Source organism: Methylobacterium sp. Gmos3, from assembly GCF_056430985.1.
In genome coordinates this window covers 118,649-144,190 of the sequence record NZ_JBWJYL010000010.1, presented here as the reverse complement: position 1 = coordinate 144,190, position 25,542 = coordinate 118,649, and the positions used below count along the sequence as shown (strand labels likewise).

Sequence of the window (25,542 nt, the reverse complement as noted above, 5' to 3'; positions counted from 1 at the left end):
GCCGTTGGCGCGAATGAGTTTCGGCCCCGGCGAGAGGCGGCGCTATACGTGAATCAGGCAGACGTGAAGGGCGGCCGATAGGCTTTGACGCTCGCGCCGCCTGGCCAGGTCAAATTCCGAGCGCGCTTTTCGACCCGATGCTGTCAGGTATCTGAGTGAACGACGTTCAATGACCGTCAATCCTCATTCGATACACATAAAAGAGCGAGTCCTTCACTTTGAACCAGCGCTGACGTGTAGCCCGATCGAATCCATTCACGCGGCTCGACTTGGCGATGGATCGGACCAGCCGATTGGCCAGTGCCACGCTGTCGATGTCGTAGGCAATGAGTTCTGGCGGACGCCCCACGGCACCTTTTCGTTCTTTGATGAAGATCGAGTGCGGCATGTCGATCACCGGCTTACCACGAGTGGCCGGTCAACTTACAACCTATAAGCGAGTTCACGCGGCAGAAAGCACACGGTTAATAGTTATATAATGGAATGAGTGTTGAGCGAATTTCCGGCAGGCTCAACCGGGTTGTTTTTCGCGCCTCTGTGTTTTGAATACGAAATTTCCTTCGGGACCGCGTCGAGTTGGCGGGTAAAAGACGCTTCTTCGCGCATCGATCCGCGCGAGAGACTTAAACTTGGTGCAGTTTGGTCGTGATCGGTTAATAATGCCGACGATACCAGAACCTCGAAGCGGCAACTCTGGATTGTACATCGATGTTGGACGGCGAAACTGGAGGTTTCCATGTCCGCATCTCCCTTGTCCCTTCTCGGTTCGTCGTCCCGCTCCCTCGAATGGCTCGGCGGGCCGGGCGCATTCTTGTCCTCGACCGCCCTCTCGACGGGGCAGCTCGGCAGCCTCGGCCCCATCGCCTCCATCGTCGAAAGCGCGACCGGCGCCGGCGATACGGATTCGTCGCAACTTCCGGACGCCATCGCGGCGACCGCCAACCAGATCGTCCTCGGCACGCATGCTCAGCTCGAGACGGCCGGCCACGAGGTCGCGCCCGCGAACGGGCCCATCCACGGCGTGACCAATCTCGGCGAGACGATCGGGCTCGGCCATCTCGGCCAGAGTGGCAACATCCTGACCGATCTCGGCGGCATCGCGGCCAATCCGACCGACCCCGCCGCCGTCGCTCCGATCCTGAACGATGCCGGGAGCATCGCGCTGGCGGCCAACGGGCTGGCGAACGCGGTTACGGCGGTGCCCGCCGAAGGCAATGGGCTTGTCGGGAGCGGCAGCGTCCTCGCGCCGGTCGAGTTGACCCTCAACCAAGCCGTCCTCGACACCCATGCGACCCTGGAGGATGCCGGCCATCAGATCCCCGTGCTCAACGCTCCGATCCACGCGGTGACGGGTCTCGGCGAAACCGTCGGGCTCGGCCATCTCGGTGAGGGCGGAACGCTGCTGACCGACCTGTCCACGCTTCCCGGCTCGCTCCTGGGCGGCGGCGGCCTCGCCTCGGCGAGCCCGGTGCTGACCGATCTCGGCCATGTCCTCGGTGCGGCCGACACGCTGGTCGGCTCGCTGACCGGCACGCTGGGCCAAGGCGGTCTTCTCGCCGGGAACGGTCCGCTGGCGCCGGTCACGAACCTCGCCAATACGGGGATCCTGGATCTTCACACGACCCTGGAGGATGTCGGGCATCAAATCCTTCCGCTCAACGATGCCATCCATGGCCTGACCCATCTCGGCGAGACGGTCGGGCTCGGCCATCTCGGCGAGGGCGGCAACCTCCTGACCGATGTCGCGGCTCTGCCGGGCGGCCTCGTCCAGGGCGAAGGTCTCGCCGCCCTGTCGCCGATCCTGAGCGATACCGGTGCGGTGGCGAGCGCGGCGGGTGGCCTTCTCGGCGGCGTGACCGGTCTCGCGAGCGGGCTCGGCGGCGTGGGGACGCCGCTGAGCGGCGTGGGCAACGTGCTGGGCCAGGGCGCCCCGGCCCAGCCGGTGGCCGGTCTGGCCAATCAGGTGATCGACGGCGTGCACGCGGGTCTCGAGCAGGCGGGCCACGCCGTGCCCGTCATCAACGATCCCATCCATTCGGTGATCGGTCTCGGCAACACCCTCGGCCTGGGCGAACTGGGCGAGACCAGCAATCTCCTGACCGATGCCGCGAACCTGCCCGGTGCCCTCGTGAGCGGCAACGGGACGGCGGCCATCGGCCAAGCGGTCGCGGATGCCGGGCATGGGGTCGAGGCCGCGAGCGGCGTGGTGGGCTCCGTGACGGGCCTGCTCGCCAATGCCGGATCGGGCGGAGCGGGCAACCCGCTCGGCGGCCTTCTCGGCGGGCTGACCGGCGACGCGTCCGGAAGCCATCCGCTCGTCGTCGCCTCGGCCGGCCCCGCGACGGCGACGCCCGCCGCCGACGTCGCCGTCCTGTCGCCGGGCACGGATGTCTCCCACACCGTTCAGGCCAGCGCGCTCTCCGCGCCGGCCGGCGAGCCGAGCGCCCTGAGCGCCAACCTCCTGACGGGAGACCACATCGCCTTCCCGCAGACCGGGGGCGGAGCCGATTCCCTCATCGGTCAGCTCCACGCCATCGTCCCGGTGGCGGCGGCCGCTCCGACCGAGGCGGGAGCCTCGCACGACGTGATGACCGATCTCGGCCTCGCCTCCCTCGACCTCGGCGGTCATGCCCATGCGGCGCAGGCCGATCCGACGGCGCATGGCGTGACGACCGGCATCCACCTGCTCGGCCTCTGAGCCGAAGCGCCCCCGCCACCCTCCGTGGCGGGGGCCGCCCCAGCGACACGCCCCCATCGAGAAGCCGGAGATGCGTCCCGTGAGCGACGAGCGTGAAGTGCGAGCCGCGACACGGCGGGAATTCTGGGCGGCGGCCTGGGCCGGTCGCGGATCCCTCGCCACGGTCATGATCGTCAGCGGCCTCGTCAACGCGCTGATGCTGACGGCGCCGATCTTCATGCTCCAGGTCTACGACCGCGTGCTGCCGAGCCGGAGCATCGCGACGCTGGTGGGCCTCGCCGGCATCGCCCTGCTCCTGTTCCTGATCCAGAGCCTTCTGGAGATCTTCCGCGCCCGGATCCTAGCCCGCTTCGGCCGCCTCGTGGAGGAGCGGCTCGGCGGACGCATCTTCCGCACCCTGCTGGCGCGCGGCGCCGAGATGCCCCGCACCGACGACGGCCCGCAGGCCCTGCGCGACCTCGACACCGTGCGGGGCTTCCTCGCGAGCCTCGCCTTCACGGCGTTCTTCGACCTGCCCTGGGTGCCGCTCTACATCGCCGTCTGCTTCCTGTTCCACCCGTGGCTCGGCACCGCCATCGCCGTCGGCGCGGTGCTCTTGTGCCTTCTCACCATGGTGACCGATTGGGCCACCGCCGCCTCGACCCGGGAGGGCGTGCGCGTGACCGGCGAGCGCCGCGCCTTCGTCGACATGGCGCACCGGACGGCGCCTCTCCTGTCGGCGCTGGGGATGCGGGCGCGGATGACGGCGCTCTGGCAGGACCGGGCGAAGCGGACTCTCGACACGGCGATCACCGGCAACGACCTCGCCATCGGCTTCGGCGCCGCCGCGCGCCTGACGCGCACCGTGTTGCAATCGGGCATCCTCGGCCTCGGCGCCTATCTGGTGGTGCGAGAGGAAGCGACGGCGGGCGTGATGCTGGCCGCGACGGTCCTCTCGGCGCGCGCCCTGGCGCCGGTCGACCTCGCCATCGCCAATTGGAAAGCCTTCGCGGCGGCCCGCCAAGCCTGGACACGGCTCGTCGCCTTCCTGCCCCGGCGGGAACCGGCCGCCCTCACGCCCCTTCCCGCGCCCCGGGAGAGCGTGCGGATCACCGCCCTCTCCATCGCCGCGCCCGGCACGGACACGCTGGTTCTCCACGACGTCAACGTCGCCCTCGCCCCCGGCAGCGCGCTGGGGGTGATCGGTCCCAGCGGATCCGGCAAGTCGACGTTCGCCCGCGCCCTCGTCGGCCTCGCGCGCCCAAACCGGGGGGTGATCCGCTTCGACGGTGCCGCCATCGACCAATGGGATCCCGACGCCCTCGGCCGCGCGGTGGGCTACCTGCCGCAGGACATCGAGATGTTCGACGGCACGATCGCGCAGAACATCACGCGGTTCGACGCCGAGCCCGACCCCGAGGCCCTTCTCCATGCCTCGCGGGCGGCCGGCGTCCACGACATCGTGCTGCGGTTGCCGGGGGGCTACGATGCCCGCGTCGGGCCGGGCGGCCTCGGCCTGTCCGGCGGCCAGCGGCAGCGGATCGCCCTGGCGCGGGCGCTCTACGGCGACCCGTTCCTCGTCGTGCTCGACGAGCCGAACTCCAACCTCGACGTCGAGGGCGACCGGGCCCTGTCGGCCGCCGTCCAGGCGGTGCGCGCCCGGGGCGGCATCGCCGTCGTGGTCGCGCACCGGCCGAGCGCGCTGACGGCGGTGGACCGCATCCTCGTCCTGGCCGACGGCCGGGTGCAGCTGCACGGCCCGCGCGACGACGTTCTCGCCAAGCTGAACGCGCTGACGCGGCAGGTTCCCACACGGGTCGCTTGAAGAGGATCGCATGACGAAGCTCGACAGGCCTGCGGCACCGGAGGCGGATCCCACCGCCGGCACGCGTCGCTCCCTCCGTCGCCACATCGCCGGGGTGGCCGCCATCGTCACGGTCGCCCTCGCTGCGGGGGCGTGGACCGGGGCGACGGAACTCTCCGGCGCGATCATCGCCTCGGGCTCCCTGGTGGTGGAGAGCAACATCAAGAAGGTTCAGCATCCGACCGGCGGCGTCGTCGCGGACCTGCTCGTCGAGGAAGGGGCGCGGGTGCAGGCCGGCGACCTCCTGATCCGGCTCGATGCCACGACGGCACGGGCCACCTTCGACAGCGTGAGCAAGAGCCTGTGGGAGATCGCCGCCCGCAACGCGCGTCTCGAAGCCGAGCGCGACGGCCGCGACGCGGTCGCGTTCCCGGCGGACCTGGCGGGAGCCGGCCCCGAGGTCGCCCGGATCATCGACGGCGAGCGCAAGCTGTTCCAGTTCCGGCGGGACGCCCGGGACGGGCAGAAGGCCCAGTTGCAGCAGCGGATCGGGCAGTTGCGCGAGGAGATCAAGGGGCTCGAGGAGCAGGCGGCGGCGAAGGAGCAGGAGACGACGATCATCGGCCGCGAATACGAGGGTGTCGAAGGCCTCTGGAAACGGAACCTCGTGCAGCTGAACCGGCTCACCAGCCTGGAGCGCGATATGTCCCGCCTGAAGGGCGAGCGCGGCGTGCTCGTCGCGACCATCGCCCAGACCAAGGGCAAGATCTCCGAGACCGAACTCCAGATCATCCAGCTGGAGCAGAACCTCCGTAGCGAGGTCGCCAAGGAACTCGCCGAGAACCGCGCCAAGGCCGCGACCCTCACCGAGCAGAAGATCACCGCCTTCGATCAGTTGCAGCGCATCGATATCCGTGCGCCGCAGACCGGGTACGTCCATGAATTGTCCGTGCATACGCGCGGCGGCGTGATCACGCCGGGCGAGCCAATCATGCTGATCGTGCCGACCGCCGACTCCCTGGTGGTGGAGGTCCGCGTGGCGCCCCAGGACATCGACAGGCTGCAAACCGGGCAGGAAGCCGGCCTGCGCTTCCCGAGCTTCGACCAGCGCACCACGCCGGAACTGAACGGGCGGGTGAGCCGTGTCGCCGCCGACGTGAGCGAGGACAAGCGCACGGGGACCTTCTACTACCTCGTCCGCCTCGGCGTCACGAAGGACGAGCTCGGCCGGTTGGACGGGGCGAAGCTGATCCCCGGCATGCCGGTGGAAGCCTTCATCCGCACCGCGGACCGGACCGTCCTGTCATACCTGACGAAGCCCTTGGTCGATCAGGCCCGGCGCGCCTTCCGCGAGAAATGACGGTCTCGGCCATCAATCCCACGATCGTCTCCTGGGCGCGCTCGGCCAAGTCCCGCGCCTCCGCGAGCTTCGCCGCGTAAGCCTGGATGCCCTCCCGGTCGACCCTCGCCTCATCGAAGCCCTCGACCTCGCGGCAGGCGACCGACAGGGCGGTGAACCCGATCATCGCCGAGGACGCGCAGAGCGTATGGGCGCGGTGTCGGAGTTCGGCCCGGGAGGCCGCGTCCGCAGGATCTCCCTGGAAGCACGCCCTCAGCTCGTCCATGAAGATGTCCAGCACCTCGCGCAGGCGTGCCGGCGAGAGGGTCCGCTTGGTCGCGCGGTAGACGGTCTCGTCGAGCCCGGAACGCGGCGTCGCCTCCTCGGAGGTCGCGGCCGGCAGCAGGCGGGCAATGGTCGACAGCAAATCGGCACGATCGAATGGCTTGCCCACGTGGTCGTCCATCCCGGCCGCGCGGTACGCCTCCACCTGCTCGGGCATGACGTTCGCCGTCATCGCGATCACGGGCACCGTCGCGGCCGCCGCCCCGAGCGCCCGGATCGCGCGCGTGGCCGCCATCCCGTCCATGCCCGGCATCTGGACGTCCATCAGCACGAGGTCGAACCGTTCGGCCTTGACCGCATCCACCGCCGCCTGCCCGTCGTTGACGGCGCAGACGGAATGCCCGGCGCCGGTCAACAGGGCCTCGGCGAGTTCCCGGTTCACGCCGGAATCGTCGACCAGGAGAATCCGGCCGCGGCGGCCGAGCTGTGTCGGCGGAACGGCCGATCCCGCCTCTTTGGGTTCGGTCGGCGGTATGCGCACGGTGAAGGCGAAGGTCGAGCCGACGCCCGCCTCGGAGGAGACCTCCACCCTGCCGCCCATCAGGCCGACGAACCGCTGGCAGATGGCGAGGCCGAGCCCCGTGCCCCCGTACTCACGCTGGATCGATCCGTCGACCTGGCTGAAGCGCTGGAACAGGCGGTCGAGCTTGTCCGCCGGGATGCCGATCCCGGTGTCGACGACCTGGAACCTCACCCGGTCGCCCGAGGGGTCGTCATCCGGCGCGACGTCGAGCGTGACCGAACCCGTGGACGTGAACTTCACCGCGTTGTTGAGGAGGTTGAGCAGCACCTGCCGCAGGCGGCTCTCGTCGCCCAGCACCCATGGCGGCAGCGCGGGGTGGAGCCGCAGCCGCAGGGCGAGGTCCTTGGCGTCGGCCGCCCCGCGCACGATGGCGACGCAATTGTCGAGGAGGTGGTGCAGGGCGAACGGTCGTTCGACGAGTTCGACCACCCCCGCCTCGACCTTCGAGAAATCGAGGATGTCGTTCACGACGGTGAGCAGGGCGGCACCGGAGGAGCGCACGAGATTCGCCTGACGCCGGGAGACGGAATCGAGCCGCCCCGAAGACAGCATCAGGTCGGTGAAGCCGATGATCGCGTTGAGCGGCGTGCGGATCTCGTGGCTCATCGAGGCCAGGAAGTCCGTCTTGGCCCGGTTCGCCCGCTCGGCCTCGGCCTTGGCCTCCGACAGGGCGATCTCGACCTCCTTGCGCGCCGTGGTGTCGAGGGTCAGGCCGATGATGCGGACCGTCCGGCCGGAGGCGTCGGTCTCGACCCGTCCGCGCGCATCGATCCAGCGGATGCCACCGTCCGGCAGCACCACCCGGAACTCGGTCGTGTAACTCCCGCCATGCGCGATGGCGTGCGCGAGGCCGCTCAGCACGTGGGGGATATCGTCCGCGTGCGCGAGCTGGCGCCACTCGCGCTCGACGTCGATCTCGACCTCCCTGTCGGGCAAGCCGTGCTGGCGGGCGCACTCGGCCGAGAGGAGCACCCGGCCCGTCGCCACGTCGTAGCTCCAGGTCCCTGCCTCGGCCGCCCGCATCTCGGCCTCGTGGCGGTAGCGCTCGCTCAGGTCGATGGCGATGCCGAGGTAGCCGAGATCGCGTCCGTCGTCGGAATGGAGGATGCCGACGTTGAGAAGCACCGGCAGGCGCTCACCGCTCTTGGTGAGGTAGGTCCACTCGGCGGTCTCCGTCTTGCCCCGTTTCGGGGGAGGGATGAAGACGTGGATGCCGGGCTCGACCGGCCTTCCGATCTCCGCCGAGAGACTCTCCGCGCGGCGCGCGACCTCCTCGGGATCGTGGAACGCCGCCGGGGTCATCTTCCCCACGACCTCCTCGGCCGTGTAGCCCAGCATCCGCTCCGCCGCCGGATTGAACAGCGTGATCGTCCCGTCGAGGTCCGTCGCGATGACGGTGTACCCGGCATTGGCGATCACCGCGCGCTGCAGGGCGAAGCTGGCCTGGAGGGCGGCGGTGCGCTCGGCCACCTGGCCTTCGAGGGTGGCGTTGAGGGCCCGGATCCGCTCCTCGGCGGCCACCTGTTCGGTGGCGTCCCGGATGACCGTCGCGACGCCCGTCACCGTCCCGTCCGAAGCGCGGATGGGCGCGGCGCTGACCTGGACGGGAAACATGTGGCCGTCCCGGTTCATCCGCCAGGACGCCTTGGGGGGCGTCGATTCGCCGAGCGCCGCGCGAACCAGGGTCATCCGCTCCTCGGCCCGGCCATCCTCCGGGATCGTCAGTTCGGCCGCCACCCGGCCCAGGGCCTCGGCCGCCGGGATGCCGAAGAGGCGTTCCGCCGCCGGGTTGAAGTCGGTGATCACCCCATCGAGGCTCTTGCCGACGATGGCGTCCTGCGCGTTCGCGACGATGGCAGCCAGGCGGGCGTTCTCCGCCGCCGCCCGCACCTGAAGGCGGATGGCGGAGATCCTGACGGCGAGCAGGCATGCGATGAGCCCTGTCAGCACGACGCCGATCAGGGCGATGTTCATGGGGTGCGGAAGCTCCAGGTTGGCGACGAAGGCGGGTTTCGCCCGCGTCGCCACCTCCCATTCGCGCCCGAACAGCGCGATCGTCGTCACGTGAGAAAGATAGGGCACGCCGTCGGCGGCATCGTCCGTCCTGAAGAACTCCACGTTCCCGGATGCCTTGTCGCGGATGGAGACCGAGACGTCCTCGCGGTCCAGGTTCGCGGCGGACAACATCTCGTCGATCACGAGGGGGGCGTAGGCCCACCCGACGGTCGCGGCACGCCGGCTCTCGACCGCATCGGTCACGGCGCCGGGCTTCACGACCGGCAGGAACAGCAGGAAACCTTGCCCCCTCATGCCGGAGGCCTGGACGAGGGTGATCGGTGCCGTGAGCGTCGCCCGGCCGGTTTCCATGGCTTCGGTCGCGGCCGCACGCCGATGGTCCTCGGATGCCACGTCGAGGCCGACCGCCTCGGCGTTGCGGCCGGACGGCGCGACGAACTCGATGACGTAGCGTTCCCTGCTCTCCGGCGACAACTGACTGAGGATGACGTCGGGTTCGCCGTCCGCCCGCTTGTGTCCGAAGATTTCCTTGTCCGTGGGGGCGACACGGCGGATGAAGCCGTAGCCCCTCAGCCCGGGAAACTCGGCGTCGATATTCCAGGTCTCCGCGTACCGGCCGAATTCCTCGCTGGTCACGACATCGGACCCGACGGCCACGATGGCTCCGCGGATGCCCCTCAAGGCCTTCTCGTAGAGGGTCATCCGCTCCACGACGAGTGAAGCGACCCGGGCGGAGGCCAGGGCGTGGCGCGACCGCGCGATCCCTTCGTTGCGGACTTCCGTCAACTTCGCGGCGCACAGGGCCAGGATCATCCCGGCGACGGCGACGGCCAGCGCCGCCTTCAACGGATGCCATCGGGAACTTGGGGAGATCAGACTCTGCCCCAAGGAATGCAGCATCGTGCGCCCGGCCATCGCAACACCTCCGCATCCGGGCAAAGCTCGGCGCTGGGTCGCCTCTCAGTAACCAGGGTTCTACGCCACCGGCCGATGTCTTCAGCCGGCAGCCTCTAGGGTCAAAAGGTCCTTCGACTCATCTCGTTGGCGATGCGGGAGGCAGACCTTGCCACAGGCCGGGCACAAGAGGCCATCCGCTCTAGCGTACTCCTGACGCTAAATCGTATTAGAAATGGTACTAAACCACAGGATAAAGCGTAGCGATTTCGTGAATTGCGTGGAATTCGAACACATATGTTTTTGAATTCTGAACAAAAGACCGGAATAACAGCACTTGGCGGCCGCGAGCTCCGTCGACATGGCCCGGCGTCGAACACTCCGTCGGAAAGGTGTATCGGAGTCTCGGCGAGGTCGAGTCGCGTCCGATGGCCGGTTCGTGAGGCAGCCTCGGCGTCAGGCCGGAATGCGGGCCGCGTCGCGGCGGTCGTTCACCCCGAGGTGGCGGCAGACGGCGAGCACATGGACCTTCACGGTATTCGCGGACAGGCCAAGCCGCCGCGCGATCTGCTTGTTCGACAGTCCTTCGCGGAGAAGCTCGTAGACCTCGCCCTGCCTGGCCGTGAGGTTCGTCCTCGGCGGCGGCGTGCCGATCCTCGACTCTCCGGGATTCGCCGCAACCTTGGCAAACAGATGGGACCCCGCCTTGTCCGGCGACGGGACGAAGACCTCTCCCGCGATCACGCGGCGCAACGCGGTCGCGATCTCCTCCGCCGAGAGCGCCTTCGGGACGAAGCCCTGCGCGCCGGCTCTCAAGCACTCGAGCGCATCGTTCCAGGAAGCGGAGCCCGACACCGCGACGAGCGTCAGCGCCGGAAATGCCTCGCGGATCGCACCGATCACGCCGAAATCCTCGAAGCCGGGAAGGATCAGATCCAGCGTGACGAACTCGATCTCCGGGTTGGCGGCCAGGGCTTCCATCGCCTCATCGACGCTGCCGGCCTCCAGAACGAGCGCATAGTTCAACTGCGAGGTCAGGATCGAAGACAGGGCAATCCTGAACAATTCGTGGTCGTCGACTACGAGCGCGGTCCCCCGCGAAGCCATCATCGCCGCCCGTTCCTCCAGCCGCAACTGGGCAAGTCGCTCGGAGCCTTAGCATATCGCGGCTGGCGCCGGTATCCGACGCCCGTTCCCTGCGGGCGAGACCTCGCCGAGCGCCTCGTGTCGGCAGGGCAGGCGACGATCCCTCCACGCCGACACGGTTCCGCCCCTCGTCATGCGTCAACCTGACGCAGGGTGATGGGGGCGTTCTCGGGCGCGACATCACCTCAGCGGGCGCGGATCGGCGTGTACGGGCTTGCCCTTAGTACAAAATGACAACTGTATTTACGATTGTGTAACCGCCAGCCTACTTCCGCACGGGTTGCAAAGTTTGTCCCGACGAGGCGGTATATGGCAATGATACAATAAGATCTATTTTGCTCCGACTTTCAAGATGCTCGATAAAAATAATCGTTTTAGTTCATCGACTAAAAAATTCGCAGAAATGTCTTTCCATAAATTGATTGATCTTGCCATGTCGGATTGCGGCTCGGCGAAGAGATCGTTACGCTTCAGGAGCTTCGCATGTCCATCGAGAGCGTGGAGCAGGGTCGGGTTCTGATCGTCGAAGACAACGAGAAGATCCGCGACATGATGCTGAAATACTTCTCAAAGCACGGATTTTCGGTCTCGACCGCCAGTGAGGTCCCGTCGGTCAGGAATGCCATCAAGACGAACCGGTTCGACATCGTGCTTCTGGATATCGGCCTGCAAGGCCAGGATGGGCTCGACGTCTTGAGGGAGTTCGGGGCGGCGGGTGGTCCGGGCTTCATCGTCGTCAGCGGCCAGAAGACGATCTTCGACCGCGTCGTCGGCCTCGAACTCGGCGCGGACGATTATGTCACCAAGCCGTTCAGCCCACGCGAATTGATGGCGCGGGTGAAGGCCGTTCTCCGGCGCCGGCGCGATACGGCGGGAGACGGTCAGAGGGTGGTCGACCGGGTCGCGACCTTCGCGGGCTGGACGTTCAACCTGGATTGCCGGCAGCTGGTCAACCCGGACGGGAACGAGGTGCCGCTGACGACGGGCGAGTACAACCTCCTGCAGCAGTTCGTCCTGCGCCCCGGCCGAGCCCTGAACCGCGACCAGTTGATGGACCTGACGCGGGCGCGCGATCGCAACCCGTTCGACCGCACCATCGACGCGCAGGTGTCGCGCCTGCGCCGGAAGATCGAGTGCGACAGCCGCAGGCCGCAATTGATCCGATCCGTCCACGGAACCGGCTACGTCTTTTCCTGCAAGGTCGACTGGACAAGGCGCAACGCGGAGGTCTCGGCCGCGAACCAGCCGGCGCGTCAGATCGAGATCGCGGCGTAGATCGAGGGGCGTGGGACGAACGACGATGGGCGCGCATTCGGGTCTGTCGAACGGTGCCGAAGCCATGGACATCGGTGCCAAGCTCGCCTTCCGCGAAAACGAGTTGGGGGCCGTCCTGGCGGTCGCGTCCGACGCCATCGTGACGACGGATCGGGATCTCCGCATCACGTCGATCAACCGGGCCGCCGAGCACCTGTTCGCCCAGCGGGCGGACCAGGTCGCGGCGCGCAGCCTGTCTCTTCTGATCGAACACGCCGACCTTTCGATCGGCCGCTTCCTGCGGGACAGCCCCGGGGAGGGCCGCCAGCCGCGCGGTTTCCATGGGACGGGGCTCCGGGCGGACGGGACGCGGTTCGATGCGGAGCTGATCCTGGCGCGGTCGCCCGAGGGCACCATGCTGGCCTGGTCCGTCCGGGATGCCTCGGGGCGCGCGGCCGATGCGGCGCGGGAGCGTCATCGCCGGAACCTGGAAGCGATCGGTCACGTCACCAGCGGCGTGGCGCACGATTTCAGTAACCTCCTGACGATCATCGCCGGGAACGTCGAGATGCTCGAGGAGCGCTGCGCGGACGAGGATGTCCGCGTTCTCCTCGCGCAAATCCACGAGGCTGCGGCGCTCGGCTCGGCGTTCACCGACCAGCTCCTGACCCGCGTCGATGGAAAGCCGTCTCTCCCGAAGACCATCGAGGTCGGCGCGTTCCTGTCGGAGTTCGGCGGGTTGATTCGCTGTGCCCTCGGCAAGCAGGTCGAACTGAGCGTCGCCACCCGGACCTCCTGGCTCCCGGTCTCCGTCGACGTGACGCAGTTCGGCTCGGCCCTGTTGAATCTCGCCCTGAATGCGCGGGACGCCATGCCTGTGGGCGGCCGCTTCCTGATCGGGGCGAGGGCGGTCGGGCCGGGTCCCGGTTCGCCGACGCGCGTCGTCCGCATCACGCTCGCCGACACCGGCATCGGGATGCCCGCCGAGATCCGCGACCGCGCCTTCGAGCCGTTCTTCACGACCAAGCCGCTCGGCAGGGGGACGGGCCTCGGCCTGTTCAGCGTCGCCACGTTCGTTCAGCAGTCGGGCGGGCGGATCGCCCTCGAGAGCCATGTGGGGCGCGGCACGACGATCACCCTCGACCTCCCGTTCGCCCCGGAGCCGGATCTGGAGCAGATCGTACCGGCGGAGGCGACACGGGGTTCACAGGGTCAGGAAGCGGTAGTTGAGGCCTCCCCTGACGAGGCCGATCCGGTCGCCGCTGCGGACGACACCCCAGGCGGTGACGGGGGCCCCTGAATTGGTGACGCCGACGATGCGGGCGCCGGGCACGTCCGCATTGCGCCCGAAGCCGACGCACAGGCCTTCGATCTTGGCGCTCAGCGCCTCCGTCAGCGCGTGTTCGGCGCCGATCCCGAAGGCGTAGCCGACGGTCGCGCGCTTGGGAAACAGCGTGCCGGTCGGGGCGACCAGCGCGCCGTTCGCTTGCGAGGCCGGCCCGACGAAGAAGGAGGCCGGCACGCTGGCGCCATTGGCATAGCCGGGGCTGGCTGCGCCGCCATCGGGTCCAGCGGTCAGGGCGAGGCCGATCGTCCCATAGACCAGCGTGCTATCCAGCGCGTAGCCGGCGCGACCGCGCAGGGTGGAAAGGACGGTGCGACCGCGCGTCGTCTGGCTGACCCCGTTCTGAAACACCGCGATGTTGCTGAAACCGATGCCCGCCGCACCGGTGGAGGGCGACAGGCCGTAGCCCTGGCCGGGGAAGACCGACACCGCCGGCAGCACCGCAGGCGCGGCGAAGAGGCCTTGGGAACCGAAGATCGCCGGGCCGGAGCCCGCGCGGCGATTCCCGAAATCGACCGCCTGCAGGTCGGCCTCGACACCCAGTACCCAGCCGGACCCGGGGGTGAACTGGTAGTTGGCGCCCGCTTGGCCGCCCGCGAGGCCTCCGTCCCGTGTGCGCCGGTTGTCATAGGTGCCGGGGAGGGAGGCCCCGGCACCGGTCGGCACGGGGGTGGGGGTCCCGCTCGGGAAATCGGGAACGGTCAGCGTCCCGCCGAAACAGCCGGCCCCCCCGGCGAATCCCCCGCAGGCGTCGCGCGTGATTCCGTACCCGATGGCCGCCCCGGCGTAGAAGCCGGTCCAGCTATAGGCCGCCGACCTTTGCGGTTGCTCCGGGATCGTCCCGAACCGGTAGGAGAGGAACCCGCGGACGCCATCGAGCGCCTTGTAGTCGCGCCGGGCGAGCACGGTCGAGACCGAGACCCCCACCGAGAGGTCGCCCCGAACCGCGAAGGCGCCGCCCCTCACTTCGACGCCGGTGCGGTCGTTCTGGTAATATTGCTTCCTGAAATCGTAGAGGTAATTGGCCTCCGCGTTGGGGACGAGGGTCCAGCCCTCGACCGGCAGCAGGATTCCGATCTGGGCGCCGGTGGAGACGCGCCCGAGCAGGGTGGTCTTCTCGGGAGAGAAGAATCCGGCCGATTCGACGTAGCTGTCGCTGTGGGCGCTCGTGAATTGCAGCCGCACCGAGGGCTGGACGTAGAGGATTTCGGTGAGGGGCACGAAGCGGCTGACCGCGAGGGAGCCGAACAGGTTGCGCGTGTGGAAGCCGGCGACGGAATTCACCCCGCCGACGGACCGGACGAGCTTCGAATCGACGCTGGAATAGCCGAAGGAGCTGGCCGCCAGCCAGCCATCGCCCAGCGAGAGGGCCACGCTCATGAACGCGCCGGGACCGGCGGTCGTCTGCCGCCCGTTGCCCAGGTAGAGCAGGCGCGCGTCGGCCGTCGAGAAGGTCTGGCCGATGCCGATCGTCAGTGCGGGCGAGACGTTGACGTTGAACAGCGCCGTCTCCTGCGCGCCCCGGCTCTTGGTTTCCCGGCCGGGGAAGACATTGTGGGCGAAGGAGCCGTCGAACAGCGTGAGGAGGGTGAAGGCCGGGAAGGCCGCCTCGGGCTGCGCCGCCCGCACCGCAGGGCTCGTCACCCGCAACGGCCCCGGCTGCACGCTGGGATCGCCGACGGCTTCGGCGGCCGGTGCCGGCGCCGACACTTGTGCGGCCACTTGCGCCCGCACACCGGTGGCGCAGCCCGGCAGAACGCTCAAGGCCATGAGGAGGGCCCGCTCGCAGCGCAGGCCTTCACGTCGCGTTCGTCCCATCGAGCTGGTGCCGATTCGTCTATCAGCACCCGATGATAAGTTATCCGTCTGAGATTTTCTGTCGCTGAACCGCGACAGCGCTGCCCGAATAGGATCGCATCCCCGCGGATGTTGTCATCGAAGCCCGACCGTATCGACCATTCGGCCGGCGGACATTTGGTGCGAGACCAGCATGTTCACCTGCCCGGTCTGTACGATCTGCGCGGCGTTCAGGCCGCCCAGCTGCTGCACGTCGGCCGCGTTGCGCGCCGCGTTCTGGCTGACGAGGGTCGCGTTCGAGCCACCCCGCTGGGTCACCTGCGCGCTGGCGGCTCCACCCCCGATCTGCACGACCAGGGCGGCGTTGGTCTGCCCGGATTGGGTGATGCGGGCGGCGGGCGCTGCGGAGATCTGCACGACGTCGACGAGATTCGTCGAACTCGATTGATGCACGACCACCGGCTGATCGGCGCTCCAGCGCGCGGCGTTCTGCGGGAGGAAGGGGACGAGGCCGGTCTGGACCGTCGGCTGCGCGGGCATGGCCGCGGGTGCGGGTCTGGCCGCCTGCATCGCGAGGTACTCGGCGAGCGGCTCGGCCGAAGCCGGCAGGGTCCAGAGGAGAGCCAAGGCTCCGGTCGTCAGGATACGTCGCATGATGCCCCCTCGGCCTTGTCGGGTGGAAGAGGAGGGGGCTTGCGCCCCCTCCCGCCGATCACGGAACGTGGGTCTGGGTCACGGTGCTGAGGTTGCCGAGGCCGAGCTGACCCACGGACGCGCTGTTCAGGCCGCCGAACGAGGTCTGGCTGATGCCGCTGGTGTTGACCCCCCCCACCTGCGCGGACGTGGCGCCGTTGTTGACGCCGAACTGCACCATGGTGCTGCTGTTGTTCAGGCCGGGGGTCGTCAGGCCCTGTCGGGCGGTACCGCTGTTGATGATGCCCAGCTGACCGAGCGAGGCGGTGTTGTTGGTGGCGCCGTTCTGGGTCGTCGTGGAGCTGTTGACCAGGCCGACCTGCGTGGTCGTGACGACGTTCTGCGCCGAAGCGGCGGTCGACACGGCGAAGAAAGCGACGCCGGCGAGCAGAGCATGACGAATAATCATGGTGATACCTCCGAAGATTGTTCTTCTAAGAAGTCGTGGCAGAAGCCTCGCTTCCATCTCCATCAGTGCAATCAGGTTGTTGTTTGAATTCGACCCAAATTCCAAAAGGTGAACGATTTTGTGACAAATCTTGATAGGTCCGATCTCGGCGACTGAACTCGCGCGCGACGTGACTGAGATTGCCGGCCGTCTTTGCGAGGATGGCGTCGCTCCGCGCGCAGAGACGGGGGACACGGCATGAGCCGCCTCTCCCCTGGAAATGCAGTCAGAGCGTATTCGTGTTGAGAGCGGGCGCCCGACCCCGCAATCGAAGATCTTCCGATCGCGCGCCGCCAGCATTGAGCGAACCATCACTCGCTCGCCGAAATCGATTTCTGTCACAATCGCATGACATCTGTCACAAGTGCGGCAAACGCTTGTTACGTCCATCCCGCACAGATGACTCCTCATTACTGCTCCCGAAGGCATCGAATGCCGAAGGGTCGATCAATTCCATCCCAGGAGTCAGTCATGGCAAAGCATCGATGGGGCTGGATCTTCGCTCCCGGATTACTGATCGCGGCCAGCCAGACCGCGTTGGCTCAGAATACCGCGACTGTCGTGCAGATCGGCGGCCTCAACGGCTCGACATCGCTGCAATCCGGTTCGACGGGCAACACGATCACGTCCGTTCAGGTCGGCACGGCGAACGTGTCGAGCGCGCTGCAGGTGGGGAGCCTCACCAATCCGCACGCCGTCAACACGGCGACCATCGGCCAATCGGCCACCACCATCAACACCTCGTCCATCGGCCAAGCCGGCTTCGCCAACACGGCTGTCACCGCGCAGATCGGCGGGCTCACCAACAATGCCGCCATCACGCAATGGGGCATCGGCAACACGTCGACCGTGTTCCAGGTCCGACCCTAGGGCAGTGACGCGCTCGCTCCGTTCTTGCGCCTCTGCCCTAGCCTTTTGTTTCTGCATCGATTTTTCCAGACCGGGCTGACACCTTCGTCTGGATCGATGCACGAGGCCCATCCCCTCCGGCTCCTCCAGCAACGAAGGCTATTCCCATGCGGCTCCTCCTTTCCCCCCTCCTGCTGTTGGCGAGCCTCGGCGCGCAGCCAGCGACCGCCCAATCGATCCAGGCCTATGTTCAGGTCGGCTCCGGCGTTCAGCCGATCAGCGTGAGCCAGGACAGCACCGGCAACTTCGTCGGAATCATCCAGATCGGCGGCAGCCCGAAAGCGACCGTAACCCAGTTCGGGACGGTCAACGCCGCCGGCATCGGGCAGGCTGGGTCGACCACGAGCGCGACCATCGGCCAAACCGGATCGCTCAACGTCTCGGCCATCGGTCAGATCGGCGGGACGAACGCCGCCGCGCTGACCCAGTTCGGCGCGCTCAACCAGTCCTTCATCGGCCAGGTCCGTCCCTGACCCGTGCCCGCATGTTGTGCGACCCGGCCAGCGAGGAAGTCTGCCATGAAGGCCATATCTCTCTTCTTGACGGTGGGTTCGGCCATGCTCTTCCAGGTGCATGACACGGCGCAGTCCCGAACGATCATCCTGAAGGGCGAGCACGGAACCTCGGTCATCACCCAGAGCGGTGATCCGGCCGAGGGCGAAATCCGGATCGAGCGCTCGCCCGGAAAGACCACGATCTACAGTCGGTCGGGCAACAATTCGTCCGTCGTGACGCAGAGCGACGATCCGGCCGACCTGCCGCTCGACCGCTTGCCGCCGAACTGGCGTGACCTGTTCGGCGGCCGATAGCGCCAGCCGTCTTTGCGAGGATGAGCGCGGTCATCCAGGGCTGCGAAACCCGACCGCCTATGGCGGATCATGGTTAGGCGGCTTCAACCCTCTCACCTCATCCTGAGGTGCCCGCGTCAGCGGGCCTCGAAGGAGGGCTCCAGCCTGCCGCGCGATCCCTGGAGCCCTCCTTCGAGGCCGCCGCTTCGCGACGGCACCTCAGGATGAGGCCTTCGAGGCGGCTTCGCCGCACCTCAGGATGAGGGGACGATCCGGAGAAGGCTGGCTGAACTCACTCGTTCGGGTGCGGCTCTAGTCCCGGCCGGCACCCTCGATTGGGTGCTCGGCCGCCTGCGGCTCGTCGCCGAACTCCACCCCTGAGCCGGGTTCGCCGGCGGCCGCGCCCGCGATGCCAGCGCGCGCCGAGGTCGAACGATGGCCACGCATCCGCCGGTTCGCTGCAATCGTCAGCAACGGGGTGAGCAGCATCGCGATCTGAGTGCGGTTGTGAAGCTGGTACTTGCGCATGATGTTGCCGATATGCGCGCGCACCGTATAGGGCGAAATCCCCATCTCGTAGGCGATGACCTTGTTCGGCAGGCCGCGCGCGATCAAGGCGATCAACTCGCTCTCCCGTGCCGTCGGCGGACAGGCCTTCCTGGCGATAACCATCTCGGCGGGCCGGTCGTATGGGATCGCACGGGCGGATGCGTCCGAACGGCCGCCATTCCCGGATGTGACGTTCTCAGAGGTCATGTCGTCCGCCTTCAATCTGTCGGCGCGGCATGAGGCCGCCACGGTCATTCGGCCTTCAGAGCCTCGACGGGGTCGAGCCGGGACGCGCGGTGGGCCGGGTAGTAGCCGAAGAACAGGCCCGTGGCGGCGGAGAAGCCCACCGCCAAGGCAATCGCGCCGGGATCGATGACGGTGATCCACCCGGCCGAGCGCGCGACCGTCAGCGACACGAGCGTCCCCAGAGCCACCCCCACGATGCCGCCCACCAAGCAGAGGACGAGCGCCTCGCACAGGAACTGCAGGCGGATGTCCCGCCCCCGGGCACCGACGGCGCAGCGGATGCCGATTTCGCGGGTCCGCTCCGTCACCGAAACGATCATGATGTTCATGATGCTGATGCCGCCGACGATCATGGAGATTCCGGCAATCGAGGTCAGCAGGATCGCCACGGTGCGCGTGGCGCCGCGCTGCGCCTCCGCGGCCGCCGCGGGATCCAGGACCTTGAAGTCGTCCTCGCGGTCGTCCGTGATCCGGTGGCGCTGCCGCAGCAGCGCCTCGATGCTCTCCCTGGCGCGTGCCATTGACTCGTCGCCGACCGCCTTGACGAGGATGTAGGCCACGGCGTCACGCCCGACGCCCCCCGCGCTGCCGAGGAATCGCAGCTTGGCGGTCGATAGCGGGACGAAGGCGACATCGTCCTGATCGGGACCCTTCGGGGAGAGGACGCCGATCACCTGGAACGGCACGTTCATGATGCGGATTTCGGCGCCGATGGGGTCCTCTTCGGCGAAGAGTTCGCGGGCGGCGATGCTGCCGAGGATCGCGACCTTGCCGGCGGACGTCTCCTCGCCCTCGTTGAAGGTCCGCCCGGCGCCCAGCGTCCAGTCCCGCACGACGAAGTGGTTCGTCGTGGTGCCGTTGATCGTCGTGTTCCAGTTCTTGTTCTCGTGGACGACCTGCGCACTCCCGGCGATGGAGCCGGCGGCGGCGCGCACCTGCGGTATCTGTTCCACGATGGCATCGACATCGCCCTCGGTCAGGGTCGGGCGCGTACCGGCCTTGAGCCGGAGGGCGCCCTGCCGGGCGGCGCCGGGATTGATCATCAGGACGTTCGCCCCGATGGCGCGGATCTGACGGTTGACCTGGGATTGCGCGCCGCTGCCGATCGCCAGGACCGTGACCACGGAGGCGACGCCGATGACGATGCCCAGCATCGTGAGGAAGCTGCGCAGCGGGTTCAGCCGCAGGTCGCGCAGGGCCATGTGAAGGGCTTGTCCGAACATCACCAGGTTCCCGTGCGGCAGCCGGGACCGTTGACCCGGTCCGAGACGATGCGGCCATCGTGAAGGCGCACGATGCGCGCGCACCTTTCCGCCACATCGAGATCGTGGGTGATCATGAGGACCGTTCGCCCCGCGCGGTTGAGGGAGCGGAACAGCGCGAGGATGTCCTGACCCGTCCGGCTGTCGAGGGCGCCGGTCGGCTCGTCCGCGAGGAGGATGCTGGGATCCGTCACCAGGGCCCGGGCGATCGCGACCCGCTGCTGCTCGCCGCCGGAGAGGCGCGAGGGGAGGTGCCCGGCCCGATGGCCCATGCCCACGGAATCCAGGGCGCTCTCGGCCCGCTTGCGCCGCTCCGCCCGTCCGACGCCCGCGTAGAGGAGCGGCACCTGCACATTGTCCAGGGCGGAGTGGCGCGCGAGCAGGTTGTAAGATTGGAAGACGAACCCGATGCGGCGGTTGCGCAGCACGGCCCGCCGGTCGGCCGAGAGCCGCGCCGCGTCGACGCCGTCGATGATGATCTGTCCCGAGGTCGGCCGGTCCAGCAAGCCGATCAGGTTCATGAGGCTGCTCTTGCCGGAGCCCGAGGGGCCGACGACGGCCACGCTCTCGCCGTGGAGGATGTCGAACGTGATCTCGTGGAGCACGGGCACGCTGATGTCGCCCATGCGGAAGGTCCGGCTGACCGCGAAGAGGCTGACGACGAGCTCGCTCATAGCCCGAACTTGATCCCGAAGAAGCGCGTCGGCTCGGCGGCGTCGGCTTGGCCGACCACGACCCGATCCCCCTCCGACAGGGCACCGTCGCGAAGCGCGACCTGATCGATGCTCGAAGCGCCGGTCTTGACCGGCACCGCCCGGAGCCCGCCGCCCGCGTCCTGGATCCAGACGGCCTGATCCCGCGGCGAGGGCGCGGCGGTCTTGGCGGGCTTGAACCGAAGCGCCGCGAGCGGGACCTTGAGGACGTTCTCGTCGCGGTGGATGGTCAGGCGGGCGAGCGCCGTCATCCCGGGCAACAGAAGTCCCTCGCGGTTGTCCGTCTTCAAGACGACCGTATAGGTGACCACGCCCTGGTTGATCTGGGAGGCCTTGCGCACCTGCCGGACAACGGCTTCGAAGTGCCGGCCCGGATAGGCATCGACCGTAAAGCTCGCGTGCTGCCCCCCCACGATACGGCCGATATCCGTCTCATCGACACGGGCGTGAATCTCCATCTCGGTGAGGTTCTTGGCGATATTGAAGGCGGTGCGGGCTTCCAGGCCCGTCGCGAGGGTCTGGCCCTCGTTGACGAACCGCCCGACCACGACACCGTCGATGGGCGAGCGGATCGTGGTTCGGTCGAGTTCGATCTCGGCGGCGCGCAGGGTGGCCTGATGCAGGGGAAGGGACGCCTTCGCCTGCGCGAGTTCGGCTTCGAGCCGGCGCACCTCCGCCGAGGCGGCGTTGACCGCGAACGTGTTGAGATCCATCAGCGAGACGGTCTCGCGCGAGAGCGCCTTGCGGGAGGCGAGATCGGTTTGCGCCTCCTCGACCGCGGTCGCCGTGGCGACCTCGTGAGAGCGCAGGACGGTCTTGCGGTCGACGTTGCGCTTCGCGGCGGCTTCCAGGATCTGGGCATTCTCCAGCCGCGCCGACAACACCGACCTGTTGCCGCGCGCATTGTCGAGATCGATATACGCCCGGTCCAGCTTGGCCTGCTGCACGAGGACGCTGGTGACCGCCACATCGAGCGATGCCCGTGCCTGATCGACCTTCGCGATGAAACTGCGCTGATCGATCTGCGCGAGGGGATCGCCCTTGTGCACCCGGTCGTTGAAATCGACGTAGAGCTGGGCGATCTGGCCGGGCAGCTGGGAGCCGACCTCGATCGTGTCGACCGGTTGCAGGGCCCCGGTTGCGGTCACGGTCTGTTCGAGGCTGCCGCGCTGGATCGGCACCGTGATGAAATGCGAGAGGTCGGGCGTCGCGGCGGGGTTCGCCGTGAAGTCGGTGTAGGCTTGCAAGTCGGTGTAGGCTTGGCGAGACCACACCGTGAGTTCGTTGACGATCGCGCGGGCAGCGATAGGGTCCGTTCCCGCAGCCAGGATGGTCAGCCCACCGGCGGCGATGGACGTGCACAGGGTGCTGATGAACCAGCGTCCCACAGCGTTTCTCCCGAAGCACGCCCCTTCTCGGTCGGGGGCGGGCGGTCGACGGCCTCTGAATCTCTGCCGACGATGGGAGTCTTGTCAGAACTGGCTCGGGCCCGAAATTCGGAGGGGGCCGTAGGGCCGCGCCCGTACGGGGTTGCCCGTACGCCGCGAGGCGGCGCCTGTCTCTCAGGCTTCGCCGGCCTCGATGGCCATGCGCACGAGATCCTGCACCGTTTCGCATTCCATCTTGGCCATGAGGCGCGACCTGAACACCTCGACGGTGCGGGGGCTGATGGCGAGTTCGTGGCCGATTTCGCGGTGTGTCCGGCCGCGGAGGACGCGCTCGAGGACCTGCCGCTCGCGGCCGGTCAACCGGGCCAGGCGTTCCGTCGTGACGGCGCGGGCGAGCGAGAATTGCTCGATGCGGCGGCTGTGCCTTGCCGCCCGCACCGCCCGCAGCAAGGCTTCCGGTGCGAACGGCTTCTCAATGAAATCGGAGGCGCCGAGCTTCATCGCGCGGACCGCCGTCGCGACATCCCCGTGCGCGGTCATGACGATGACCGGGATGGTGGCGCCGACGGCACGGAGGCGCGTGAGCAATTCGAGTCCGTCGATCTGCGGCATCCGGATGTCGGTGAGAACGCAACTGCCATCCAGCAACGCCGGGTTGGCGAGGAACGAGCTGGCATCGGGATGCCTCCGAACCAGGAAGCCCGCCTCCTCCAGGATGGCGGCGGTGTAGGCGAGCATGGAGGCACAGTCTTCCACCAAGTGTAGGAATCGGTTTGTGTCCATGTCGCCGCTCCCCTGATGGATTTCTCGTCCGTTCGGTCAATTCTCTCCAAGTCTCTCGATCATCATATTCGATACATGAGTCTGGTAAATATATAGTAAAATGATCGGATCTTTACCGGAATTTTCTTCAATTTACTGGGATATTTGAAATCTGCATTTTAGATCGACTGCCCTGGCGGCCGATTTTCCGGGCTTGAATAATACGATTCGCCGTGAATGACAATAAAATACTTAATGATCGTAAATCAACGCGGATACGAAACAATCTGCCGACTTATTTTATATTTTTTGTGATTTTATCGAAGGCTTTTGGAAGAAATTTAATCTACATTACACGGTTTTTCGAATTTTTAAATTCATCGGGTATTCCGATGCTTCGAAGAATACTAAAATGATCTATAATATGCCATCAAGTCATTGTTGGCTTATGGGCGCGATCGGCATGTAAACGTCGGACTAATCTGCTGATGGATGGCCTGAGTAATGTTTATGTAAGGATGAAACCTGCAATTGGAATCGCGTTGAAGTTCGAACTTCGCGAGAATGGCTTTCGACCTGCCCGTTTAATTGGCGCTGCGTCATGCATGATGTTTACTTGGCAGTGCGGCGCGTGAGCTTTGTGTGCGTTCAAGCAACCGCAGGATGATGCGAATTGCCGTCATTGCACAGAATGATACATTGCAGTTTTATAGTGCCCGGCTTCCCTGTGGAAGCGACGCGTTCCTGCCCGATGACACTGACCGCCCTGGTGTCCCAAGTCACCCGGGGGATTGGGCCGCTCAGCGACGGGACTGACGGAGTTCGTCGCGAAGCGTGTCCACCAACAGCGCCGCCGGCATCGCTCTCGCGAGTGGCGCGCCCTGGCCCGCCCAATGGGCGCCGAAGCCATGCTCGCCGCGCGCCTTGGCGGCGGCGTGCAGCGCCTTTCCGGCATCGTAGGCGATCGGATAGGCGGGCGGCAGGCGCCCCGCGAGATGCTCCGCGAGGGCGGTGAAGCGGTTCGCGAGCGCCCGCGCCGGGCGCCCGGAGATGAGGGGGGTCAGCGTCGTGTGCTCGGCGCCCGGCCCGGTGAGGGCATGGCGGTAGCCGTCGTCGGCCGCGCTCTCGGGACAGGCGATGAACGCGGTACCCATCTGCGCGGCGACGGCGCCGAGATCGAGGGCAGCGGCGATTCCCGCCCCGTCCATGATGCCGCCCGCCGCGATCACCGGCAGCCGGGTCTCGCGGACCAGAAGGCGGGTCAGCGCCATCGTCCCGAGGCCGGCGTCGGGAGCCTCGGGATCGAAGATGCCGCGATGACCCCCGGCCTCGATTCCTTGCGCGACGATCGCGTCGAGGCCCGCCGCCTCGACCGCGCGCGCCTCGGCCGGACTGGTCGCGGTGGCCATCATGAGGATGCCCCGCGCGCGCAGGGCGGCGAGCGTGTCGGCGGGAGGCAGGCCGAAGTGAAAGCTGACGACCGGCGGGCGAAGGTCGAGCAGCATCGCCAACATGTCCGGATCGTCGGCGAAGCTTCGATAGATCGTCCGCAGCGCCTTGGGCGGCGCGGCCCCGAATTCGGAGAAGAGCGGCGCCAGCCCGTCGAGCCATGCCGCCTCGCGCGCGGCGTCCGCCTTGGCGGGCGCGTGGACGAAGAGGTTGACGTTGAAGAAACGGTTGGTGCCCGCGCGGATCGCCTCGATCATCGTCCGTGCGCCGGCCGCATCCGTGGCGCCGACGCCGATGGAGCCGAGGCCTCCGGCGTTCGACACGGCCGCCGCGAGGGCAGGCGTGGCGACCCCCGCCATCGGCGCCTGGATCACGGGGACGGTCAATCCGAGGCGATCCAACAGCGATTCGGGCATCACACACTCTCCGGGAAGACGCGCGTCGGCCCCCTTATGACGGGAAGTCCGGCCTGGGTGAATGGCGCGCTCGGATCGCGAGGGGACAATCCCTCGTCCGGTGTTCTCCGGCCTCGCGAGGCTTTCGGTGTCGTGTCGTCACGGCCGCGAACCACGGCAACGCCGATAAGGCCCGTTCTCGCCGCCGTTGATGCGCATGGACAGGGTGTCGCCCCGCAGGGACGCCACGACGGTGGGGGGCCGGGCCGGATCGGGGAAGCCGCAGGCGCCCCGCCATGTCACGACGTCGCCGAGGCGGGACACCCCCTCGAAGGTGCACCGGAAGTCGTCGCCGACGACGCTCAGCGGCCCGATGGCGATGGCCCCTTGAGAGGGCCAGCACTGGTGAGGGTCCGGCGCCCAGTCGCCGACGATCGTCCGTCCCCCCGCCCAGGCGGGGGTGAGGGACAGGATCAGGGCCAGGGTCGCGGCTGCGACACAGGCGTGACGACGGGCATGAGACGTCATGACGATCCGCTCGCTCGATTGCCGGGCCGGCGCCCGGTTCCAGGGCAGTGACGCACTCACTCCGTTGATGCGCCTCTGCCCTAGCGCGTTTTCGGGAAAACCGGATCATGCTGCGCCTCCCGTCTTTGCGAGCGAAGCGAAGCAATCCAGGGATCCGCAACATCCTGAAGCGGCCCGCTGCCCTGGATTGCTTCGCTGTCGCTCGCAAAGACGGTGAAGCAGGTGATCCGGATCAAACCGAAACCGCTCTAGCTTATTGTTTCTGCATCGGT

Annotated in this window: 21 protein-coding genes and 2 pseudogenes; 10 read left to right on the top strand and 13 right to left on the bottom strand. The window is 67.4% G+C overall.

Features of this window, described 5'->3' with window-relative positions; translation table 11 throughout:
• Positions 1–166: 166 nt before the first annotated feature.
• Positions 167–388: a hypothetical protein gene (locus tag ACS5Q7_RS21250; RefSeq protein ID WP_478341255.1), complete on the bottom strand. Its 222-nt coding sequence runs from the start codon at positions 386–388 to the stop codon at positions 167–169.
• A 348-nt stretch (positions 389–736) separates the two neighbouring features.
• Here ACS5Q7_RS21250 and ACS5Q7_RS21245 point away from each other — a divergent pair, with 348 nt between their 5' ends.
• The 3 genes from ACS5Q7_RS21245 (at position 737) to ACS5Q7_RS21235 (ending at position 5,841) form a co-directional block, all read left to right on the top strand.
• A complete protein-coding gene (locus tag ACS5Q7_RS21245; RefSeq protein WP_478341254.1) occupies positions 737–2,698 on the top strand; it encodes a hypothetical protein in 1,962 nt (653 codons plus the stop codon).
• Positions 2,699–2,768: 70 nt separating this feature from the next.
• The gene (locus ACS5Q7_RS21240; RefSeq protein ID WP_478341253.1) at positions 2,769–4,502 is read left to right on the top strand and encodes a type I secretion system permease/ATPase; all 1,734 of its coding nucleotides are present in this window, start codon (positions 2,769–2,771) and stop codon (positions 4,500–4,502) included.
• 10 nt (positions 4,503–4,512) lie between these two features.
• Positions 4,513–5,841, top strand: a complete 1,329-nt coding sequence (locus ACS5Q7_RS21235; RefSeq protein WP_478341252.1) for an HlyD family type I secretion periplasmic adaptor subunit — start codon at positions 4,513–4,515, stop codon at positions 5,839–5,841.
• Here ACS5Q7_RS21235 and ACS5Q7_RS21230 read toward each other — a convergent pair.
• A complete protein-coding gene (locus ACS5Q7_RS21230) occupies positions 5,756–9,550 on the bottom strand; it encodes a PAS domain S-box protein (protein WP_478341251.1) in 3,795 nt (1,264 codons plus the stop codon). The two genes, ACS5Q7_RS21235 and ACS5Q7_RS21230, sit on opposite strands and share 86 nt — an antisense overlap.
• Before the next feature lie 504 nt (positions 9,551–10,054).
• Positions 10,055–10,708 carry a response regulator gene (locus ACS5Q7_RS21225; RefSeq protein ID WP_478341250.1) on the bottom strand — a complete coding sequence of 218 codons (654 nt, stop codon included), beginning with the start codon at positions 10,706–10,708 and terminating at the stop codon, positions 10,055–10,057.
• Positions 10,709–11,227: 519 nt separating this feature from the next.
• On the opposite strand from ACS5Q7_RS21225, the pseudogene ACS5Q7_RS21220 reads away from it, so the two are divergent.
• The 4 genes and pseudogenes from ACS5Q7_RS21220 to ACS5Q7_RS21205 all read left to right on the top strand — a co-directional run.
• Positions 11,228–11,527, top strand: a pseudogene (locus ACS5Q7_RS21220) (response regulator transcription factor); the annotation flags it as partial.
• A pseudogene (locus ACS5Q7_RS21215) lies at positions 11,516–11,606 on the top strand (DNA-binding response regulator); the annotation flags it as partial. The pseudogenes ACS5Q7_RS21220 and ACS5Q7_RS21215, both read left to right, overlap by 12 nt.
• On the top strand, positions 11,582–12,019 hold the full coding sequence (locus tag ACS5Q7_RS21210) for a winged helix-turn-helix domain-containing protein (RefSeq protein WP_478341278.1): 438 nt from the start codon (positions 11,582–11,584) through the stop codon (positions 12,017–12,019). The pseudogene ACS5Q7_RS21215 and the gene ACS5Q7_RS21210, both read left to right, overlap by 25 nt.
• Before the next feature lie 25 nt (positions 12,020–12,044).
• The gene (locus tag ACS5Q7_RS21205; RefSeq protein ID WP_478341249.1) at positions 12,045–13,298 is read left to right on the top strand and encodes a two-component system sensor histidine kinase NtrB; all 1,254 of its coding nucleotides are present in this window, start codon (positions 12,045–12,047) and stop codon (positions 13,296–13,298) included.
• Here ACS5Q7_RS21205 and ACS5Q7_RS21200 read toward each other — a convergent pair.
• The 3 genes from ACS5Q7_RS21200 to ACS5Q7_RS21190 form a co-directional block, all read right to left on the bottom strand.
• Complete coding sequence (locus ACS5Q7_RS21200; RefSeq protein ID WP_478341248.1) at positions 13,203–15,113, bottom strand: autotransporter domain-containing protein; 1,911 nt, start codon at positions 15,111–15,113, stop codon at positions 13,203–13,205. The two genes, ACS5Q7_RS21205 and ACS5Q7_RS21200, sit on opposite strands and share 96 nt — an antisense overlap.
• 162 nt (positions 15,114–15,275) lie before the next feature.
• Entirely contained in the window at positions 15,276–15,794 is a 519-nt protein-coding gene (locus ACS5Q7_RS21195; protein WP_478341247.1) for a hypothetical protein, read from the bottom strand.
• 58 nt (positions 15,795–15,852) lie between these two features.
• On the bottom strand, positions 15,853–16,242 hold the full coding sequence (locus ACS5Q7_RS21190) for a curlin subunit CsgB (RefSeq protein ID WP_478341246.1): 390 nt from the start codon (positions 16,240–16,242) through the stop codon (positions 15,853–15,855).
• Positions 16,243–16,752: 510 nt separating this feature from the next.
• Here ACS5Q7_RS21190 and ACS5Q7_RS21185 point away from each other — a divergent pair.
• The 3 genes from ACS5Q7_RS21185 (at position 16,753) to ACS5Q7_RS21175 (ending at position 17,999) form a co-directional block, all read left to right on the top strand.
• Positions 16,753–17,151 carry a curlin gene (locus ACS5Q7_RS21185; RefSeq protein WP_478341245.1) on the top strand — a complete coding sequence of 133 codons (399 nt, stop codon included), beginning with the start codon at positions 16,753–16,755 and terminating at the stop codon, positions 17,149–17,151.
• 146 nt (positions 17,152–17,297) lie between these two features.
• Positions 17,298–17,663 carry a curlin gene (locus ACS5Q7_RS21180; protein ID WP_478341244.1) on the top strand — a complete coding sequence of 122 codons (366 nt, stop codon included), beginning with the start codon at positions 17,298–17,300 and terminating at the stop codon, positions 17,661–17,663.
• A 45-nt stretch (positions 17,664–17,708) separates the two neighbouring features.
• Entirely contained in the window at positions 17,709–17,999 is a 291-nt protein-coding gene (locus ACS5Q7_RS21175) for a hypothetical protein (RefSeq protein ID WP_478341243.1), read from the top strand.
• 291 nt (positions 18,000–18,290) lie between these two features.
• Here the strand turns inward: ACS5Q7_RS21175 and ACS5Q7_RS21170 are convergent, their stop codons facing one another.
• The 7 genes from ACS5Q7_RS21170 to ACS5Q7_RS21140 all read right to left on the bottom strand — a co-directional run bounded on the left by ACS5Q7_RS21170 (position 18,291) and on the right by ACS5Q7_RS21140 (position 25,270).
• Complete coding sequence (locus ACS5Q7_RS21170; protein ID WP_478341242.1) at positions 18,291–18,782, bottom strand: response regulator transcription factor; 492 nt, start codon at positions 18,780–18,782, stop codon at positions 18,291–18,293.
• Positions 18,779–19,996 (bottom strand): ABC transporter permease, encoded by a 1,218-nt coding sequence (locus ACS5Q7_RS21165; protein ID WP_478341241.1) that lies wholly within the window; start codon positions 19,994–19,996, stop codon positions 18,779–18,781. Before ACS5Q7_RS21165 ends, ACS5Q7_RS21170 begins: the two co-directional genes overlap by 4 nt.
• Positions 19,996–20,709 carry an ABC transporter ATP-binding protein gene (locus ACS5Q7_RS21160; RefSeq protein WP_478341240.1) on the bottom strand — a complete coding sequence of 238 codons (714 nt, stop codon included), beginning with the start codon at positions 20,707–20,709 and terminating at the stop codon, positions 19,996–19,998. The genes ACS5Q7_RS21165 and ACS5Q7_RS21160 overlap by 1 nt, the downstream gene beginning before the upstream one ends.
• Positions 20,706–22,136, bottom strand: coding sequence for an efflux RND transporter periplasmic adaptor subunit (locus ACS5Q7_RS21155; RefSeq protein WP_478341239.1), 1,431 nt, complete (start codon positions 22,134–22,136; stop codon positions 20,706–20,708). The genes ACS5Q7_RS21160 and ACS5Q7_RS21155 overlap by 4 nt, the downstream gene beginning before the upstream one ends.
• Before the next feature lie 174 nt (positions 22,137–22,310).
• The gene (locus tag ACS5Q7_RS21150) at positions 22,311–22,919 is read right to left on the bottom strand and encodes a response regulator transcription factor (protein WP_478341238.1); all 609 of its coding nucleotides are present in this window, start codon (positions 22,917–22,919) and stop codon (positions 22,311–22,313) included.
• A gap of 779 nt (positions 22,920–23,698) precedes the next feature.
• Positions 23,699–24,763 (bottom strand): NAD(P)H-dependent flavin oxidoreductase, encoded by a 1,065-nt coding sequence (locus ACS5Q7_RS21145; RefSeq protein WP_478341237.1) that lies wholly within the window; start codon positions 24,761–24,763, stop codon positions 23,699–23,701.
• Between the two features lie 138 nt (positions 24,764–24,901).
• A complete protein-coding gene (locus tag ACS5Q7_RS21140) occupies positions 24,902–25,270 on the bottom strand; it encodes a hypothetical protein (RefSeq protein WP_478341236.1) in 369 nt (122 codons plus the stop codon).
• Positions 25,271–25,542 lie beyond the last annotated feature (272 nt).

Coding starts and splice junctions, on each gene's coding strand:
- ACS5Q7_RS21250 (WP_478341255.1), bottom strand. CDS start 388: ATGCCGCACTCGATCTTCATCAAAGAACGAAAAGGTGCCGTGGGGCGT.
- ACS5Q7_RS21245 (WP_478341254.1), top strand. CDS start 737: ATGTCCGCATCTCCCTTGTCCCTTCTCGGTTCGTCGTCCCGCTCCCTC.
- ACS5Q7_RS21240 (WP_478341253.1), top strand. CDS start 2,769: ATGCGTCCCGTGAGCGACGAGCGTGAAGTGCGAGCCGCGACACGGCGG.
- ACS5Q7_RS21235 (WP_478341252.1), top strand. CDS start 4,513: ATGACGAAGCTCGACAGGCCTGCGGCACCGGAGGCGGATCCCACCGCC.
- ACS5Q7_RS21225 (WP_478341250.1), bottom strand. CDS start 10,708: ATGATGGCTTCGCGGGGGACCGCGCTCGTAGTCGACGACCACGAATTG.
- ACS5Q7_RS21205 (WP_478341249.1), top strand. CDS start 12,045: ATGGGCGCGCATTCGGGTCTGTCGAACGGTGCCGAAGCCATGGACATC.
- ACS5Q7_RS21200 (WP_478341248.1), bottom strand. CDS start 15,113: ATGGCCTTGAGCGTTCTGCCGGGCTGCGCCACCGGTGTGCGGGCGCAA.
- ACS5Q7_RS21195 (WP_478341247.1), bottom strand. CDS start 15,794: ATGCGACGTATCCTGACGACCGGAGCCTTGGCTCTCCTCTGGACCCTG.
- ACS5Q7_RS21190 (WP_478341246.1), bottom strand. CDS start 16,242: ATGATTATTCGTCATGCTCTGCTCGCCGGCGTCGCTTTCTTCGCCGTG.
- ACS5Q7_RS21185 (WP_478341245.1), top strand. CDS start 16,753: ATGGCAAAGCATCGATGGGGCTGGATCTTCGCTCCCGGATTACTGATC.
- ACS5Q7_RS21180 (WP_478341244.1), top strand. CDS start 17,298: ATGCGGCTCCTCCTTTCCCCCCTCCTGCTGTTGGCGAGCCTCGGCGCG.
- ACS5Q7_RS21175 (WP_478341243.1), top strand. CDS start 17,709: ATGAAGGCCATATCTCTCTTCTTGACGGTGGGTTCGGCCATGCTCTTC.
- ACS5Q7_RS21170 (WP_478341242.1), bottom strand. CDS start 18,782: ATGACCGTGGCGGCCTCATGCCGCGCCGACAGATTGAAGGCGGACGAC.
- ACS5Q7_RS21165 (WP_478341241.1), bottom strand. CDS start 19,996: ATGTTCGGACAAGCCCTTCACATGGCCCTGCGCGACCTGCGGCTGAAC.
- ACS5Q7_RS21160 (WP_478341240.1), bottom strand. CDS start 20,709: ATGAGCGAGCTCGTCGTCAGCCTCTTCGCGGTCAGCCGGACCTTCCGC.
- ACS5Q7_RS21150 (WP_478341238.1), bottom strand. CDS start 22,919: ATGGACACAAACCGATTCCTACACTTGGTGGAAGACTGTGCCTCCATG.
- ACS5Q7_RS21145 (WP_478341237.1), bottom strand. CDS start 24,763: ATGCCCGAATCGCTGTTGGATCGCCTCGGATTGACCGTCCCCGTGATC.
- ACS5Q7_RS21140 (WP_478341236.1), bottom strand. CDS start 25,270: ATGACGTCTCATGCCCGTCGTCACGCCTGTGTCGCAGCCGCGACCCTG.